Source organism: Actinoplanes sp. NPDC004185 (assembly GCF_053603475.1).
Genome location: NZ_JBSGFR010000021.1, coordinates 119,664 through 135,252, shown reverse-complemented (window position 1 = coordinate 135,252; position 15,589 = coordinate 119,664). Strand labels below are relative to the sequence as shown.

Here is a 15,589-nt window from a genome sequence, read left to right as displayed (position 1 = left end):
CTGTTGATCCTAAACGGGGGAAAAAGCGAAACCCGGTCACGGTGCGGCGCGCGTACTCGCGAGAGTGATCCCGTTACGGTAGGGCCATGGCGGGCCGTACTCCTCCGGCGAGCCGGGGCCGCGCCGCGTCCACCACGCGCGGTGCCGCGACGTCGCGCGCCCGGCAACCAGCAGCCCGCAAGACGCCCGCCCGCAAGGCCCCGGCGAAAAAGGCAGTGCCGCGCGCCCGGGCCAGGAGCGCCACCCGGGCCCGGCCCGGAGTCGGATCGGTGCTCGCGACCGGGATCGGCCGTGGCGTCGGTGCCCTCTGGATGGGCGTCGCGCACAGCGTCGGCTGGGCCGCCCGCGGCGTCGGCCGGCAGGCCGCGACCGCCAAGGAGATCGATCCCGAGCACCGCCGCGACGGCGCCGGGCTGCTCATGCTCGGTCTGGCCATCCTGGTCGGGGTGGCGGTCTGGGCGGGTTCCGCCGGCCCGGTCGGCGCCCGGCTCAACGACGCCATGCGGCTGTTCTTCGGCAGCCTGGCAGTGCTCCTGCCCTTGCTGCTGCTCTACGGCGCGGTCCGCTTCATGCGCAAGCCCGCCGACCCCGAGCACCGCGGCCGGTCCGTCGTCGGCTGGAGCGCGCTGGTCGTCTCCACCGCCAGCCTGCTGCACGTGTCCCAGCGCCCGGCCGACGACATGGAGATGACCAGCTCCGGCGGGCTCATCGGCTACGGCGTCGGCTCCCTGCTCGAGAACGCGGTGACGGCCTGGGTGGCCGTACCCCTGCTCGTGCTGCTGTTGATCTTCGGTCTGCTGGTCATCACCGCGACCCCGATCAACAAGATCCCCGAGCGGCTGATGCTGCTCACCGACGTGCTGCTGGGCCGCTCGTCGGCCCGGGCCCCGCTGCCCGATCCGGACCTGCCCGACCTCGACGAGCCCGGCGACGAGGAGCCCCAACGGCGCGCCCCGGCCCGCCGCCGGCAGGGCTCGCTGGCCGACATCGGGCTCGCCCCGGACCCCGACGACCTCGACGTGGACGACGACCCGATCGTGCACGACACCGTGCTCGTGCCCCGGGGCAAGAAGGTGCCGGCCAGCCGCAAGGCGCCCGAGCCGCCGGAGCACTCGCCGCTGCCCACCCGCGCCGAGCAGCTCGACATCTCGGCGGTCGAGGGCGACTACCGGCTGCCCCCGCCGAGCCTGCTGGGCAAGGGCGCGGCGCCGAAGTCCCGCAGCAAGGCCAACGACGAGATCATGACCGCGCTGACCGGGGTCTTCGACCAGTTCAACCTGGACGCGCAGGTCACCGGCTTCACCCGGGGCCCGACGGTCACCCGCTACGAGGTCGAGGTCGGCCCCGGCGTCAAGGTCGAGCGGATCACCCAGCTCTCCCGCAACATCGCCTACGCGGTCAAGTCGCCCGACGTGCGCATCCTGAGCCCGATCCCGGGCAAGAGCGCGGTCGGCGTGGAGATCCCGAACACCGACCCGGAGAACGTCTCGCTCGGTGACGTGCTGCGCTCGCACGCGGCCACCGCCGACCACCACCCGATGCTGGTGGCGCTGGGCAAGGACATCGAGGGCCGCTTCGTGGTGGCCAACCTGGCCAAGATGCCGCACATCCTGATCGCGGGCGCGACCGGCGCGGGCAAGAGCTCCTGCCTCAACTCGCTGCTGGTCTCCATCCTGACCCGGGCCACCCCGGACGAGGTGCGGCTGCTGCTGGTCGACCCGAAACGGGTCGAGATGACCGCCTACGAGGGCATCCCGCACCTGGTCACGCCGATCGTGACCAACGCCAAGAAGGCCGCCGACGCCCTGGAATGGGTCGTCCGCGAGATGGACATGCGCTACGACGACCTCGCCGCCAACGGGGTACGCCACATCGACGACTTCAACCGCAAGGTCCGCAGCGGCGAGATCACGGCCCCGCCGGGCGTCGACCGGGTGATGAAGCCGTACCCGTACCTGCTGGTGATCGTCGACGAGCTGGCCGACCTGATGATGGTCGCCCCGCGCGACGTCGAGGACTCGGTGGTCCGGATCACCCAGCTGGCCCGCGCGGCCGGCATCCACCTGGTGCTGGCCACCCAGCGTCCCTCGGTCGACGTGGTCACCGGCCTGATCAAGGCCAACGTCCCGTCCCGGCTGGCCTTCGCCACCAGCTCGCTGGCCGACTCCCGGGTCATCCTCGACCAGCCCGGCGCGGAGAAGCTGCTGGGCCGCGGCGACGGCCTGTTCCTGCCGATGGGCGCGTCCAAGCCGGCCCGGTTCCAGGGCGCCTGGGTCGACGAGAAGGAAATCGCCGACGTCGTCAAGTTCTGCAAGGACCAGCGCGAGCCGGAGTTCCGCCCGGACGTGACGGCGCCGCCGGAGAGCAAGAAGAAGCAGATCGACGAGGAGGTCGGCGACGACCTCGAGGTGCTGATCCAGGCGATCGAGCTGGTGGTCACCTCGCAGTTCGGCTCGACCTCGATGCTGCAGCGCAAGCTGCGGGTCGGCTTCGCCAAGGCGGGCCGGCTGATGGACCTGATGGAGACCCGCGGCATCGTGGGCCCGTCCGAGGGCTCCAAGGCCCGCGAGGTGCTGATCAAGCCCGATGAGCTGGAAGAGACCCTCGCCACGCTCAGGGTCGACTGAGGGCCTGTCCTGCCGACCAGGACGGCCTGCGCCGGGCCCAGCTTCCGCCTCGCGGCGCGGTCGGAACGGCCGAATACAACCCCGGTATTCGACCGCCCGGCCCACTTGCGACGCGAAACCTGGACCTCGGCTCGGCGCCGCCCTGGTCGGCAGGACAGGCCCTACGGGCGAAGGCACGGCAACGCGCGCCCGGTAGCCTTGTCGGAGTGTCGGTAACCCCTGCCCCCCGCCGTGTCGCCCTGCTCACCCTGGGCTGTGCCCGTAACGAGGTCGACTCCGAGGAGTTGGCCGCCCGTCTCGACGCCGGTGGCTGGCAGGTCAGCACGGATGCCGACGGCGCCGACGTGGTCCTCGTCAACACCTGCGGCTTCGTCGAGAAGGCCAAGCAGGACTCCATCGAGACCCTGCTCGCGGCGGCCGACACCGGTGCGAAGGTGGTCGCCGCCGGCTGCATGGCCGAGCGGTACGGCAAGGAGCTCGCCGAGAGCCTCCCCGAGGCCCAGGCCGTGCTCGGCTTCGACGACTACACCGACATCGCCGCGCGGCTCGACGGCGTGCTCGCCGGTGAACGGTTCGACGCGCACACCCCGCGCGACCGCCGGGAGCTGCTGCCGCTGACCCCGGTCGCCCGGCAGGCGGCCAAGGTCGTCGTCCCCGGGCACGCCACCGTCGACGAGCACACCCCCGCGCACCTGCGTCAGGTGCTGCGCCGCCGCCTCGACAGCGGCCCGGTCGCCAGCCTCAAGCTCGCCAGTGGCTGCGACCGGCGGTGCTCGTTCTGCGCCATCCCGGCCTTCCGGGGCGCGTTCGTCTCCCGTGATCCGCAGGAGCTGCTGGCCGAGGCCGAATGGCTGGCCGGCACCGGCGTCCGCGAGCTGGTCCTCGTGAGTGAGAACAGCACCTCGTACGGCAAGGACCTCGGCGACCCGCGCGCCCTGGAGAAGCTGCTGCCGCAGCTCGCCGCGGTGCCGGGCATCGTCCGGGTCCGGGCCAGCTATCTGCAGCCCGCCGAGACCCGTCCCGGCCTGGTCGAGACCATCGCCACCACGCCGGGCGTCGCGGCGTACTACGACCTGTCGTTCCAGCACTCCAGCGAGCCGGTGCTGCGCCGGATGCGCCGGTTCGGCTCCACCGACCGGTTCCTGGAGCTGCTCGCCTCGGCCCGCGCGCTGGCCCCCGAGGCGGGCGCGCGCAGCAACTTCATCGTCGGCTTCCCCGGCGAGACCCGGGAGGACGTGGACGAACTGGTCCGGTTCCTGACCGAGGCCCGGCTGGACGCCATCGGCGTCTTCGACTACAGCGACGAGGACGGCACCGAGGCCGTCGGCCTGTCCGGCAAGGTGGACGAGGACGAGATCAAGCTCCGGTACGCCGAGATCAGCGAACTGGCCGACGAACTGTGCGCCCAGCGGGCCGAGGACCGGCTCGGCTCGGTCGTCGAGGTGCTGGTCGACACGATCACCGACGGCGAGGTCGAGGGCCGCGCCGAGCACCAGGCGCCCGAGGTCGACGGTTCCACCCTGCTGGTCGCCGGCGAGCAGGGGGTCGACCTGGCCGCGCTGCGCCCCGGCGACTTCGTCCGGGCCCGGGTCACCGGCACCGAGGGCGTCGACCTGGTGGCCGTACCCGTCGAAATGATCTCCGCGGCAGCGGCAGCGTCGTGACCGACGAGCCGGTGCCGGTGGCCGCCCCGCGGCCGGTTTCGCTCTACAACCCGGCCAACGTGCTGACGGCCGCCCGCATCGTGCTCGTTCCCGTGTTCGTCGCCTTCGTCATCGTGTCCGAGATGACGGAGTCCGGCTGGCGGATCCTGGCCTGCCTGACCTTCTGTGTGGCGTCCGCCACTGATTTCGCGGACGGCTGGATCGCCCGGCGCTACGAGCTGGTGACGTCGTTCGGCAAGGTGGCGGACCCGATCGCGGACAAGGCGCTGACCGGCAGTGCGCTGGTGCTGCTGTCGGCGTACGACCGGTTGTCGTGGTGGGTGACGGGCCTGATCCTGGTCCGCGAGTGGGGCGTGACGGCGCTGCGTTTCTGGGTGATCCGGTACGGCGTCATCCCGGCCAGCCGCGGCGGCAAGCTCAAGACGGCGCTGCAGATCGCCGCGATCGCGTGGTTCCTGTGGCCCGTCCCCGAGCCGTTCGACCTGGTCGGCACGGTGCTGATGGTGGCGGCGCTGATCGTGACCGTGGTGACGGGTGTGGATTACGTGTTGCAGGCGCTGCGCCTGCGCCGGCGGGCTGAGCGGGTCTGAGGACGCGCCCCGCCCGCACTTGGCAGAATCGGGACATGAGCGAAGGCAGGATCGATGATCTCGGGGTGGCCGCCTCCGCGGTGGTGCACGCCCTGGCCGAGCGGCACCAGACCCTGGCGGTCGCGGAGTCGCTGACCGGTGGCCTGCTCGCCGCCACGATCGTCGAGATCGCCGGGGTCAGCGCGGTGTTCAAGGGTGGCGTGGTGGTCTACGCCACCGAGATGAAGCACACCCTGGCCGGCGTGCCCCGGCAGCTGCTGGACGAGCGCGGCCCGGTCGATCCGGACGTCGCCCTGGCCCTCGCCGAGGGGGTGCGGGAGCGCTGCGGCTCGGACTGGGGCCTGGCCACGACCGGGGTCGCCGGGCCCGAGCCGCAGGACGGCAAGCCGGTCGGGATGGTCTTCGTCGCGGTGGCCGGGCCGGGCGGAGCCACCGTCCAGGAGCTGAGCCTGCCGGGTTCCCGGCAGGACGTCCGCACCGCGAGTGTGACGTCCGCCCTGTCGCTGCTCGTCGCCCAGCTGCGCGGATCGACCGCGGGAATCGCCGGTTGAGCTGGCGCGTTGTCTCGATCGGGTGAGTGGGTCGAAGCGGCCCGCCGCCCGTCTCAGCAGCCCCGCGGGCATTCGCGCGTTCCCGCCCGTCCCGCATTTCGGCGGGGCGGGATGTCGGTGTAGCCCGCAGCGGGTACGGTTGCGGGAAGCCTCCGGCGGTTGCCGGTGGCCCCGCCGCAGGAGGAGGTGCCATGGTCCTGCTACGCCGGGTTATCGGTGACGCACTTCGGGCGCGCAGGCAGGGTCAGCATCGCACGCTGCGTGAGGTGTCGACCGCCGCCAACGTCAGCCTGGGATATCTCTCCGAGATCGAACGTGGCCAGAAGGAAGCGTCCAGCGAGCTGCTCGCCGCGATCTGCGAGGCCCTGGGCGCGCGCCTGTCCGAGGTCCTGGGTGAAGTGAGCGGCACGCTCGCGCTCGCCGAGGGCATGGACGGTGTTCTCGCCCCGCTCGAGCCCACTCCCGTCGAGACCAGTGGTGCGGGCGCCAACCCCGTTCCGCTCACCGGCTCCCCGATCAAGGCGGCCCCGGTCAAGAAGGGCGAGGCCCCGGCCGTGCGCCAGGTGACCTCCGACGGGACGGTCTCCGTCTCCGTCCGCCAGGAGTCTCCGCTCAAGGCGACTCTGCACGCGACCCGCAAGCGCGGGCGCGACATCGTCTACGCAGCCTGATCCTCAGCACTGCCCCTACGCGTTCCGGCGTCGCCGGAACGCGTATCGGCGCGTAGCCTCGATGTCGGGGGAACCCTCGTCAGACCCTGAGATCCCCCGTAGGTCACGTGACGCCGGTGGCGTGGAGCTGACACGATGGACTTCGCGCCATCGTGAAGACCCCTCGGTCCCGCGTCGGTGGCGCGTCCGACTGAGCGACATTGAGGGGATACCGCGGATATGGCGAACCCGTTCGTCAAGGGCTGGCGCTACATGATGGCGCTCTTCGGCGCCAAGATCGATGAGTACGCCGACCCCAAGGTGCAGATCCAGCAGGCCATCGAGGACGCACAGCGTCAGCACCAGGCGCTCGTCCAGCAGGCCGCCGCCGTGATCGGCAACCAGCGGCAGCTGGAGATGAAGCTGTCCCGGCAGATGTCCGAGGTCGAGAAGCTGCAGGGCATGGCCCGCCAGGCCCTGGTGCTGGCCGACCGGGCCCGGGCCGGCGGTGACGAGGCCGAGGCGCAGAAGTACGAGTCGACCGCGCAGACGCTCGCCACCCAGCTGGTCTCCGGCGAGCAGTCGATGGAAGACCTGAAGACGCTGCACGACCAGGCGCTGTCGGCGGCCGGCCAGGCCCGCAAGGCGGTGGAGAACAACGCGATGGTGCTCCAGCAGCGCATCGCCGAGCGCTCGCGCCTGCTCAGCCAGCTGGAGCAGGCCAAGATGCAGGAGACGGTGGCCAAGTCGCTGGAGTCGATGTCGTCGCTCTCCGCGCCGGGCAACACCCCGTCCCTGGACGAGGTCCGCGACAAGATCGAGCAGCGGTACGCGAACGCGATGGGCCGCGCCGAACTGGCGTCGAACTCCGTCGAGGGCCGCATGCTCGAGGTGCAGAAGTCGAGCCTCGACATGGCCGGCACCTCGCGGCTGGAGCAGATCCGGGCCAGCATGGCCGGTGAGCAGCTCGGCGGCACCGCGGCCAAGCCGGCTGTGGAGGCGGGCAACAACGCCGCCCCCGCCGCCGACCCGGCCAGCGTGGCCCGTCTCGACGAGATCAGGGCAAGCATGAACGCCAAGCGTGGGGACACCTCGGCCACGGGCTGAGCACCCCACCCGGGGAGGAGTGAACGGTGGACGAGCGGAGCAGATACTTCCGGCAGCTCAGGAAGCTGCGGGGGTCCGCGCGGCGCTGGAGCGTCGTCGGCGGAGGGCTGACCGCTGCCGCTGCCGTGCTCACCCCGTACGCGGGCATCGGGCTCGCCGACGCGGCCTGGGCCGCGTCGGCGGGTGCGTCCGTGGCGCTGGCCTGGTGGCGCTGGAGTGACCACCGGGCGCTGGCGGCGATCCCGGCACCGCCGCCCGCCCCGCCGGCCATCCCCGGCCAGCGGCTGGTGGCGGCCGTCGAGCGCTTCCCCGCGGGCCGGCAGGTGCTGCAGGAGGTGCGGCGGCACAAGGAGCGTTACGCGCTGCGCGGTTCCGCCGTCGCCCAGGCCTGGGACAGGCTGGACCGGGCAGCCATGACGCTGACCGGGCTGGCCGGCCGGCTGACCGGGCCCGGCGAGGCCGCGATGCTGGAGGCCGCGGTGGCCGAGCAGTGGCTGCGGGACCTCGGCCAGCGGGTGGCCAGCGTCGAACGGGCGATCCCGCTCAGCCCGCCGGATCAGCGCCCCGGGATCGAGCAGGCCCACGAGAGCCTGGCCAAGCAGTTCACCGAGGGCGTGACCGCGTACGAACGGCTGGTCGCGGCCGCGGCGAGCTATGTCGCCGAGGAGGGCCACCCGGCCTCCACCCAGCACCCGGCGCTCGGTGGCCTGATCGAGGCGACCGACCGCCTGCGCGGCATCGCCGAGGGGCTGTCCGAGCTGCGGCGCCCCGCCACCCCAGCGGCCTAGGCCGAGCCTTTCGGCTGGCAGCGCGGGCACCAGTAGGTGATCCGCTCCTCCTGGTCCTCTTTCTGGATCGCCGAGCCGCAGCGCCGGCAGGGCTGGGCCCGCCGCCCGTAGACGTAGCTGGTCTGTCCCCGGCGCAGGGAGCCGGTGGTGGTCTGCGTCCAGCGTCCGCGGTTGGAGGCCACCAGCTTCTGCGCCAGCTTCACCGTGCCGGCCAGGTCCGCCACCGCGGAGACCGGCGTCCACGGCCACAGCCCCCGCAGGAAGAGCGTCTCGGCCTTGTAGAGGTTGCCGACCCCGGCGAGGTTGCGCTGGTCCAGCAGCGCCTCACCGATCGGGACGTCCGGCTTCTCGATGATCCGGCGGACCGCCTCGTCGGGGTCCCAGTCGGCGCCGAGCAGGTCCGGTCCCAGGTGGCCGAGCAGCTTCTCCTCCTCGGCCGTGGGCAGCAGCGCCACCTCGTGCAGGTGGTAGCCGACCGCGACCGAGCGTTTCGTCCGCAGCACCACCCGGATCAGGTGCGCCGGGCGGCCGGTCCAGCGCTCACCCGGCGCGTACGCCCGCCACGCGCCGTCCATCCGCAGGTGCGAGTGCAGGGTCATGGCCCGTTCGCCGCTGGTCAGCCGCAGCAGCAGGTGCTTGCCCCGGCTCGCCGACTCGGCCACCGTCCAGCCGGTCAGGTCGGTCGTCGCGAGCTGCGGCACCCGGAAGTCCGAGCCGGTGAGCACGTCGCCCTGCAGCGCGCGTTCGAGGACGCGGGCGGTGTTCCATACGGTGTCACCTTCGGGCATGGCTCTGCTCCTGCCCAGCCGACAGCATCGCAATCATCGCGGCCGGTTCCAGCGTGGCGCCACCGGCGTCGGCGGCGGCCCGGGTCACCGGATCGAGGGCCCGGTCGAGGGCTTCGTTCAGGGCGGCGGAGGTCGTGGGGTCGGTGGCCTCGGGCCGTAGTCCCCGGCGGGCGCCCTGGTGGCGTACGGCGGCCAGCAGCGTCGCACCCAGCTCGGGCCGGCCGCTCAGCGTGAGGGCGTACGCGCCGGTGTGCAGGCAGGAGAGCACGTTGCCGACGTCGTCCTCCTCCCGGAACCGGCCCAGGGCGGCACCGAGCTCGCGCAGCGCCGCGGCCGGATCCGGGTCGGCCGGGACCAGCCAGGCCCGGGCCAGCAGCAGCTCGCTCATCGCGGCGATCCAGTTCTGCCGCAGCTCGCCGGCGTGCGCGGCCGCGGCCTCGAGCACCCGGCGGCTCTCCAGCAGCTCACCGAGCCCGGTCAGGGCCCCGCCGAGGGCCATCTCACCGGCCGGCGTGGCCCACCGCTCGCCGATCCGCACACTGACCGCGATCGACTCCCGGGCCCGGACCGCGGCGGTCTCGTAGTCGCCGCGCGCCGACCACATCAGCGACTCGTAGTAGCGCAGCTGGCTGACCAGGCGCCACCCGTCCTGGCTGTCCGGCTCCGCGATCAGGGTCTTCGCCTGCCACAGGCACTCGGCCGCGCCTTCGACGTCCCCACCGATGAACCGCAGGGTGCCGGCGCTGGCCAGCGCGAGCGCCCGGTCGACCGCGGGAGCGTCCGGCGCCCCGGCCAGGGCCTTGGTCAGCAGCCGCAGGCCCTCGGCCACGTGCCCGCCCCGGAACCAGAACCACTCCAGCAGGCCCGCCGTCCGCAGCGCCGCTTCCGGGTCCGCGACGAGGTCGTGGGCCAGCGCGGCACGCAGGTTGGGCACCTCGCGGTTGAGCACCCGGATGGCGTGCGCCGAGCGTTCCCCGCGCAGCTCGGGCGCGGTCCGTTCGACCAGCGCGCGGACCCAGGCGGCCTGCGCGGCCCGGCTCGCCGCCGGTTCGGGGTCGTGCTCCCGGCAGTACGCCCGGATGATGCCCAGCAGCCGGTAGCGGGTCGGCGTCACAGTCGTGTCGGCGGCCACGACCGAGCGCGTGACCAGCGACGACAGCGCTTCCAGATCGGAGCCGACCGCCGCGGCGGCCTCCACCGTGAAGCCGCCCGCGAACGGCCACAGCCGCAGCAGCAGCGCCCGGTCGGCGGCCGGCAGCAGGTCGACACTCCAGGCCACGGCCGCCTCCAGCGTGGCGTGCGGGGCCAGCGCACCGCGCGGCACTCGGCCCAAAGCGGGGAACCGCTCACCGAGCAACGACACCAGCTCGCCCAGACCCAGCACCCGGGCCCGGGCGGCGGCCAGCTCCAGCGCCAGCGGGATCCCGTCCAGCACCTCCGCCAACCGTCGCAGCTGGGCCTCGTCGTCGGTGTCCGCACGCCAGCCCGGCCGTACCGCCCCGATCCGGTCGACCAGCAGCGCCACCGCGTCACCCGAGGGCAGGGGCGCGACCGGCAACAGCCGTTCGCCGTCGACACCGAGCGGCTCGCGGCTCGTCGCCAGGATCCGCAGCCGCGGGCAGCGGGCCAGCAGCTCGACGACCAGATCGGCGACGGCGGCGACGAGATGCTCGCAGTTGTCGAGGATGAGCAGCGCTTCCCGGTCGCTCAGGGCGGCGCTCAGGCCGGCCGGGCCCGGCTCGGCGGGCTGGTGCACGCCGGCGGCCGCGGCGATCGTGGAGACCAGCAGGTCCGGGTCCGTGACGTCGGCCAGCCGGGCCAGCCACGGGCCGTCGCCGTCCGGGCGGGTGGCGGCGTACTCCACCGCCAGCCGGGTCTTGCCCGCGCCGCCCGGACCGACGAGGGAGAGCAGCCGGGTGGCCGGCATGGTGGCTTCGAGCACGGCCAGCTCCGCCTCCCGGCCGACGAAGGCGGACAGCGGCCGGGTCACCGCCGGGGCCGTGGCGACCGGGCGTGGTGCCGCGCCCGGCCGGGCCGGCAACAGCAGGCCGGGATCCTGGGCCAGCAGGCGCCGCTCCAGGGACTGCAGGGCGGGACCGGGATCCACGCCGAGGTCGTCGGCCAGCAGGGCGCGGACCCTGCGCAGGGCCGACAGCGCCTCGGCCTGGCGGGCACTGCGGTAGAGACCGAGGATGAGCAGTTCCCAGCGGCGTTCCCGGTAGGGCTCTGCGCGTACGGCTGGGGTCAGCTCGGCCACCGCGCCGGGTGCGTCGCCCACGGCCAGGCGGGCCGCCAGCCTTTCCTCGACCGCGACCAGGCGCAGCTCGCCCAGCCGGGCCCGGGCGGCCTCGACCTCGGCGGCCCCGTCCAGATCGGCGAACGCCTCGCCCCGCCACAGCCGCAGCGCCGCGTCGAAGGCGCGGACGGCCTCGGCCGGTCGCTGCTCGTCCAGCAGCTCCCGCCCGCGGGCGACGCCCGCCTCGAACGCCGCCACATCCGTCTCCGCGCCGGTCAGCCGGTATCCGTCGCCGACCCGTTGCAGCGCCTCACGATGGTCGGACCCCAGCGCCCGCCGCAACCGCGACACGTACGCCTGCAGCGACACCTCCGGGCTGGCCGGCGGATCGTCACCCCACACCGCCGCCGTCAAGGCGTCCCCGCCGACGGGCCGGCCGCCGGCCGCGATGAGCGCGGTGACGAGCCGGCGCGGCAGCGGACCGCCCAGATCGAGGACGACGCGGCCCGCACCGAGCTCGGTCGGCCCGAGAACGCGGCAGCTCAGCACGGGTGGAGCATACAAACGCAGGCCGCTTGCAGGCAGTCTGCAAGCCGACCCGAGCACTCTGTGCCCATGACGACCACCGAGCCCGCCCGCGGCGGAAAACCCATGCCAGCTCGTACCAACGCTCGCGTCGACACCTGGGAGATGGTGCTCGTGCACCGGGTGTTCCGGCGCGAATTCCGCATCCTGCCCGCCCTGATCCGGGCGGTGCCGCCCGGCGACACCGCCCGCGCCGAGACCATCGGCTCGCACCTGGCCAACGTGGCCGGGGCACTGCACCACCACCACGAGTCCGAGGACGAACTGCTCTGGCCCATCATGCTCGACCGGGTGGGGTTGCGCGCCGACCTCGTGCACCGGATGGAGGCGCAGCACGAACGCCTGGCCGGCCTGCTCACCCGCATCGACGACCTGACCGCCCGCTGGCGCGCCCACGCCGGTGCCGAGGTCCGCGACGAGCTCGCCGACGTGCTGGCCCAGGCGTCCGGCGCCCTCGACGAACACCTGGGCGACGAGGAACGCGAACTGCTGCCGCTGGTGTCCGAGCACGTCACCCCGGCCGAGTGGAACGCGCTCAACGAGCGGGGCCGCGAGGCGATCCCCAAGAACAAACTGGCGCTCGTCTTCGTCGGCGCGATCCTCGAGGAGGCGAGCCCGCAGGAACGGAAGATGTTCCTGGCCCAGCTGCCCGGCCCGGCCCGGCTGCTGTGGCGAATCGTCGGACCGCGCACCTACGCGAAATCACGGGACAGCATCCGCCGCGGCTGACATGGTCGTCGGGTGCAGCTCGACATCACTTCAGCGGCCGAACGCCCGGACCGGCGCCCCCTCTGGTCCGAGCTCGCGGGACTGTGGCCGCGTTTCATGACCCAGGACGAGAGCGGCGAGTTCTTCTACGGCTACGAGTTCGACCACTACCCGGAGTTCCAGCTCCTGGCCGTGGACACCGACACCGGCGAAGCGGTGGCGAAGGCCCACTCGGTGCCGCTGAGCTTCTCCGGCACGATCGCTGACGGGCTGCCGGGACACGGCTGGGACTGGGTGGTCCGGCAGGCCGCCCACGACCGTCTCCGTGGCACCGCACCGGCGATCGTCTCGGCCCTGGAGATCATGGTGCGGCCGGACCTGCGCGGCCACGGGCTGTCCGCCCGCATGCTGGCGGCCCTGCGGGCCAACGCGGCGGCCCGCGGCTTCAAGGACCTGATCGCGCCGGTCCGGCCCACTGGCGCCCAGGGCAGAAGCATCGACACGTACGCGTACGAGCAGCGTCCGGACGGCCTCCCGGTCGACCCGTGGTTACGCGTGCACGTCCGCGCGGGCGGGCAGATCGTGAACGTGGCGCACACGAGCATGGTGATGGTGGGCACGCTCGAGGACTGGCGCCGGTGGACGGACCTGCCGTTCGACACCCCGGGGGCGGTGACGGTGCCGCATGCGCTCGGGCCGGTGTACTGCGACGTGGCCGGGAACCGGGCGGTCTACGTGGAGCCCAACGTCTGGGTGCACCACCAGCTGTGAGCCCTCGGCCGGGTCGGCGTTCGGCCCGGTCAGCGTTCGGCGACGCGGACTATGTCGCCGGGGCGGACCGAGAGCAGGACGACCGCGCGGCCGCCGTTCACCGCTATCGCCACGCGGCCGGCCGAGTCCTCGTACACGATCATCTCGCCCTGCTGGGCATCGGCGAAGGTCTGGGCGCGCCGGGCCTTGACCCCGCCGATCACCAGGTCCGGGCTCAGCCCGGACAGCGTCGCGCCGCCGGCGGCGAGCTGCACGTTGCCGAAGCGGTCGACGGTGAGGACCTCGGCCTCGAGCCAGCCGTCGCCGACCGCGACGACCGGATCGGGCAGCCGCACCAGGGTCTCCGGGGCGACGGCCGGCCCGGCGTCGCTCAGCGGCGCGCCGAGCGCGAGCCGCGCCGCGGCGGGGGAGAACACGTCCCGGCCGTGGAACGTGCGCGAGACGTCACCGAGCAGCCAGTCCTTGTTGGTGAGCTCGAACACGCTGTCGATGCCCCCCAGCGCCTCGGCCGCCCAGATCAGCAGCCCGTTGTCGGGGCCGACCAGGACGCCGCCGGGGGTGCCGATCGTGATGCCGCGCCGCTCCGAGCCGACCCCGGGGTCGACCACGGCGACGTGCACCGACGGCGGCAGGTGCGGCGCCGTCTGCGCCAGCACCGCAGCGCCGCGCGGCACGTCAGCAGGCGGCACGTGGTGGGTGATGTCGTTGACTCGCACATCGGGAGCGATGCGCGCGATCACCCCGCGGCACGCGGCGGCGAAACCGTCGAACGTGCCGTAGTCGGTGGTGAGGCTGATCCATCCATAGCCGCCCATGGTGGTTCACGTTACTGCCCCGGCACGGTGAGTGCGGGACGGCGGGCCGGGCGCGTCGCGGCACTTCTGGCACTGTTGATCTATGCGTCTTGTCATCTTCACCGAACCCCAGCAGGGTGCCTCGCACGACGACCTGCGTCGGGTGGCCCAGCACGCCGAGCAGACCGGCTACGACGGCTTCTTCCGCTCCGACCACTATGTCGCGATGGGCGGGGACGGCCTGCCCGGCCCGACCGACGCCTGGCTGACCCTGGCCGCCCTGGCGGTGCAGACCTCCCGGATCCGGCTCGGCACGCTGGTCACCTCGGCGACGTTCCGCCTGCCGGGCGCGCTGGCGATCGGCGTGGCCCAGGTCGACGCGATGAGCGGCGGCCGGGTGGAGCTCGGCCTGGGTGGCGGCTGGTTCGAGGAGGAACACACCGCGTACGGCATCCCGTTCCCGCCGCTGGGTGAGCGGTTCGACCGCCTCGAGGAGCAGCTCGAGATCGTCGAGGGCCTGTGGACGACCCCGGTGGGCGAGCAGTACACCTTCGAGGGAAAGCACTACCGGGTGACGAACTCGCCGGCCCTGCCGAAACCGGTCCAGGCACCCCGGCCGCCGATCATCGTGGGCGGCGCGGGCAAGAAGCGCACCCCGGCCCTGGCGGCCCGGTACGCCGACGAGTTCAACGCCCCGTTCGCGAAGGTCGCGGACCTGCCGGCGATGTTCGACCGGGTCCGGGCGGCCAGTGACCAGATCGGCCGGGCCCAGCCGCCGGCCCTGTCGGCGGCGGCGGTGCTGTGCGTGGGCCGCGACGAGGCGGAGGTCAAGCGCCGGGCGGCGGCCATCGGCCGCGACGTGGAGGAGATGCGCGGGAACGGCGGCGTGGTGGGCACGCCGGACCAGGCGGTGGAGATCCTCGGCCGGTACGCGGAGACGGGCGCGTCCCGGATGTACCTGCAGACGCTGGACCTGACCGACCTCGACCACATCGAACTGGTCGCATCAGCGGTGGCGCCGCAGCTGTCCTGACCCCGCGCGGGCCGGCCGGTGGCCGGGATGGGCGACTGCGGGGTCGTTGCGGTGGTTTGGCCCTGGTGGGGACGGTCTTGGTGGTGGCGGGGAGGAGGTGTCCGGGCTCGGGGCCTAAAGTCTGTTGCGTGGAGATTGTCACCGCGCGACTGGCTTTGCGTCGGCCCGGGCCCGCCGACCTCGAAACGATCTTCGCGATCCACCGCGATCCCGAGGCCTGCCGGCACAACCCTTCGGACCTGCTCGCCACGCGGGCCGAGGCCGAACACCTCTACAGCCGATGGGACGACCATTGGCGCCGGCACAGCTTCGGCTACTGGGTCGTCGAAGAACGCGAGTCCCGCAAGATCCTCGGCTTCGCGGGCCTCAAGGTGGTCCGCTTCCGCGAGATCGAAGTCCTGAACCTCTTCTACCGCCTCGACCCGGCCGCCTGGGGCAACGGCGTGGCGACGGAAGCGGCGACGGCCGTGGTGTCGTGGGCCGGCCGCCACCTTCCGGAGTGGCCGATCCTCGCCCGGGTCCGCCCGGACAACGTGGCGTCGCAGAAGGTGGCCCAACGGGCGGGCCTCACCCGGGCCGAACATCTGGACGACCTGGGGGAGGACGGCCTGGACTGGCTCTTCATCACCCGCTGGCCGGCGGAGGAGCAGCGCCGGCCTTGAACCGGCCCGCGGGGGCGCTTCATCCGCCGTCGCCC

General features: G+C 73.1%; 14 protein-coding genes. 11 read left to right on the top strand and 3 right to left on the bottom strand.

Annotated elements, in window-relative coordinates; genetic code table 11:
- Window positions 1–86 precede the first annotated feature (86 nt).
- The 7 genes from ACWEOZ_RS22535 to pspM all read left to right on the top strand — a co-directional run bounded on the left by ACWEOZ_RS22535 (window position 87) and on the right by pspM (window position 7,977).
- Window positions 87–2,627: a DNA translocase FtsK 4TM domain-containing protein gene (locus tag ACWEOZ_RS22535; RefSeq protein WP_451912637.1), complete on the top strand. Its 2,541-nt coding sequence runs from the start codon at window positions 87–89 to the stop codon at window positions 2,625–2,627.
- 206 nt (window positions 2,628–2,833) lie between these two features.
- Window positions 2,834–4,291: a 30S ribosomal protein S12 methylthiotransferase RimO gene (rimO, locus tag ACWEOZ_RS22530; protein WP_451912636.1), complete on the top strand. Its 1,458-nt coding sequence runs from the start codon at window positions 2,834–2,836 to the stop codon at window positions 4,289–4,291.
- The gene (gene pgsA / locus ACWEOZ_RS22525) at window positions 4,288–4,881 is read left to right on the top strand and encodes a CDP-diacylglycerol--glycerol-3-phosphate 3-phosphatidyltransferase (protein ID WP_451912635.1); all 594 of its coding nucleotides are present in this window, start codon (window positions 4,288–4,290) and stop codon (window positions 4,879–4,881) included. Before rimO ends, pgsA begins: the two co-directional genes overlap by 4 nt.
- Before the next feature lie 35 nt (window positions 4,882–4,916).
- Complete coding sequence (locus ACWEOZ_RS22520; protein WP_451912634.1) at window positions 4,917–5,432, top strand: CinA family protein; 516 nt, start codon at window positions 4,917–4,919, stop codon at window positions 5,430–5,432.
- 191 nt (window positions 5,433–5,623) lie between these two features.
- Window positions 5,624–6,103, top strand: coding sequence for a helix-turn-helix domain-containing protein (locus ACWEOZ_RS22515; protein ID WP_451912633.1), 480 nt, complete (start codon window positions 5,624–5,626; stop codon window positions 6,101–6,103).
- 219 nt (window positions 6,104–6,322) lie between these two features.
- Complete coding sequence (locus tag ACWEOZ_RS22510) at window positions 6,323–7,189, top strand: PspA/IM30 family protein (RefSeq protein WP_451912632.1); 867 nt, start codon at window positions 6,323–6,325, stop codon at window positions 7,187–7,189.
- A gap of 26 nt (window positions 7,190–7,215) precedes the next feature.
- Window positions 7,216–7,977 carry a phage shock envelope stress response protein PspM gene (gene pspM, locus ACWEOZ_RS22505; RefSeq protein ID WP_451912631.1) on the top strand — a complete coding sequence of 254 codons (762 nt, stop codon included), beginning with the start codon at window positions 7,216–7,218 and terminating at the stop codon, window positions 7,975–7,977.
- Here the strand turns inward: pspM and ACWEOZ_RS22500 are convergent.
- Complete coding sequence (locus tag ACWEOZ_RS22500; protein ID WP_451912630.1) at window positions 7,974–8,765, bottom strand: DNA-formamidopyrimidine glycosylase family protein; 792 nt, start codon at window positions 8,763–8,765, stop codon at window positions 7,974–7,976. The two genes, pspM and ACWEOZ_RS22500, sit on opposite strands and share 4 nt — an antisense overlap.
- Window positions 8,752–11,550, bottom strand: coding sequence for a BTAD domain-containing putative transcriptional regulator (locus tag ACWEOZ_RS22495; protein WP_451912629.1), 2,799 nt, complete (start codon window positions 11,548–11,550; stop codon window positions 8,752–8,754). The genes ACWEOZ_RS22500 and ACWEOZ_RS22495 overlap by 14 nt, the downstream gene beginning before the upstream one ends.
- A 102-nt stretch (window positions 11,551–11,652) precedes the next feature.
- Between ACWEOZ_RS22495 and ACWEOZ_RS22490 the strand changes: the two genes are divergently transcribed.
- Together ACWEOZ_RS22490 and ACWEOZ_RS22485 are read left to right on the top strand one after the other, a co-directional pair.
- Window positions 11,653–12,315 carry a hemerythrin domain-containing protein gene (locus ACWEOZ_RS22490; protein ID WP_451912628.1) on the top strand — a complete coding sequence of 221 codons (663 nt, stop codon included), beginning with the start codon at window positions 11,653–11,655 and terminating at the stop codon, window positions 12,313–12,315.
- 12 nt (window positions 12,316–12,327) lie between these two features.
- A complete protein-coding gene (locus ACWEOZ_RS22485) occupies window positions 12,328–13,065 on the top strand; it encodes an N-acetyltransferase (protein ID WP_451912627.1) in 738 nt (245 codons plus the stop codon).
- A gap of 29 nt (window positions 13,066–13,094) precedes the next feature.
- Here ACWEOZ_RS22485 and ACWEOZ_RS22480 read toward each other — a convergent pair whose 3' ends face one another.
- Window positions 13,095–13,880, bottom strand: a complete 786-nt coding sequence (locus ACWEOZ_RS22480; protein ID WP_451912626.1) for an SAM hydrolase/SAM-dependent halogenase family protein — start codon at window positions 13,878–13,880, stop codon at window positions 13,095–13,097.
- A gap of 82 nt (window positions 13,881–13,962) precedes the next feature.
- On the opposite strand from ACWEOZ_RS22480, the gene ACWEOZ_RS22475 reads away from it, so the two are divergent.
- Both ACWEOZ_RS22475 and ACWEOZ_RS22470 read left to right on the top strand, forming a co-directional pair.
- Entirely contained in the window at window positions 13,963–14,892 is a 930-nt protein-coding gene (locus ACWEOZ_RS22475) for an LLM class F420-dependent oxidoreductase (protein ID WP_451912625.1), read from the top strand.
- Window positions 14,893–15,020: 128 nt separating this feature from the next.
- Window positions 15,021–15,554: a GNAT family N-acetyltransferase gene (locus tag ACWEOZ_RS22470; protein WP_451912624.1), complete on the top strand. Its 534-nt coding sequence runs from the start codon at window positions 15,021–15,023 to the stop codon at window positions 15,552–15,554.
- Window positions 15,555–15,589: the final 35 nt, after the last annotated feature.

Excerpts from the sequence above, each read along its gene's own strand:
- ACWEOZ_RS22535 (WP_451912637.1), top strand. The coding sequence starts at position 87 with ATGGCGGGCCGTACTCCTCCGGCGAGCCGGGGCCGCGCCGCGTCCACC.
- ACWEOZ_RS22520 (WP_451912634.1), top strand. The coding sequence starts at position 4,917 with ATGAGCGAAGGCAGGATCGATGATCTCGGGGTGGCCGCCTCCGCGGTG.
- ACWEOZ_RS22515 (WP_451912633.1), top strand. The coding sequence starts at position 5,624 with ATGGTCCTGCTACGCCGGGTTATCGGTGACGCACTTCGGGCGCGCAGG.
- ACWEOZ_RS22510 (WP_451912632.1), top strand. The coding sequence starts at position 6,323 with ATGGCGAACCCGTTCGTCAAGGGCTGGCGCTACATGATGGCGCTCTTC.
- ACWEOZ_RS22500 (WP_451912630.1), bottom strand. The coding sequence starts at position 8,765 with ATGCCCGAAGGTGACACCGTATGGAACACCGCCCGCGTCCTCGAACGC.
- ACWEOZ_RS22490 (WP_451912628.1), top strand. The coding sequence starts at position 11,653 with ATGCCAGCTCGTACCAACGCTCGCGTCGACACCTGGGAGATGGTGCTC.
- ACWEOZ_RS22480 (WP_451912626.1), bottom strand. The coding sequence starts at position 13,880 with ATGGGCGGCTATGGATGGATCAGCCTCACCACCGACTACGGCACGTTC.
- ACWEOZ_RS22475 (WP_451912625.1), top strand. The coding sequence starts at position 13,963 with ATGCGTCTTGTCATCTTCACCGAACCCCAGCAGGGTGCCTCGCACGAC.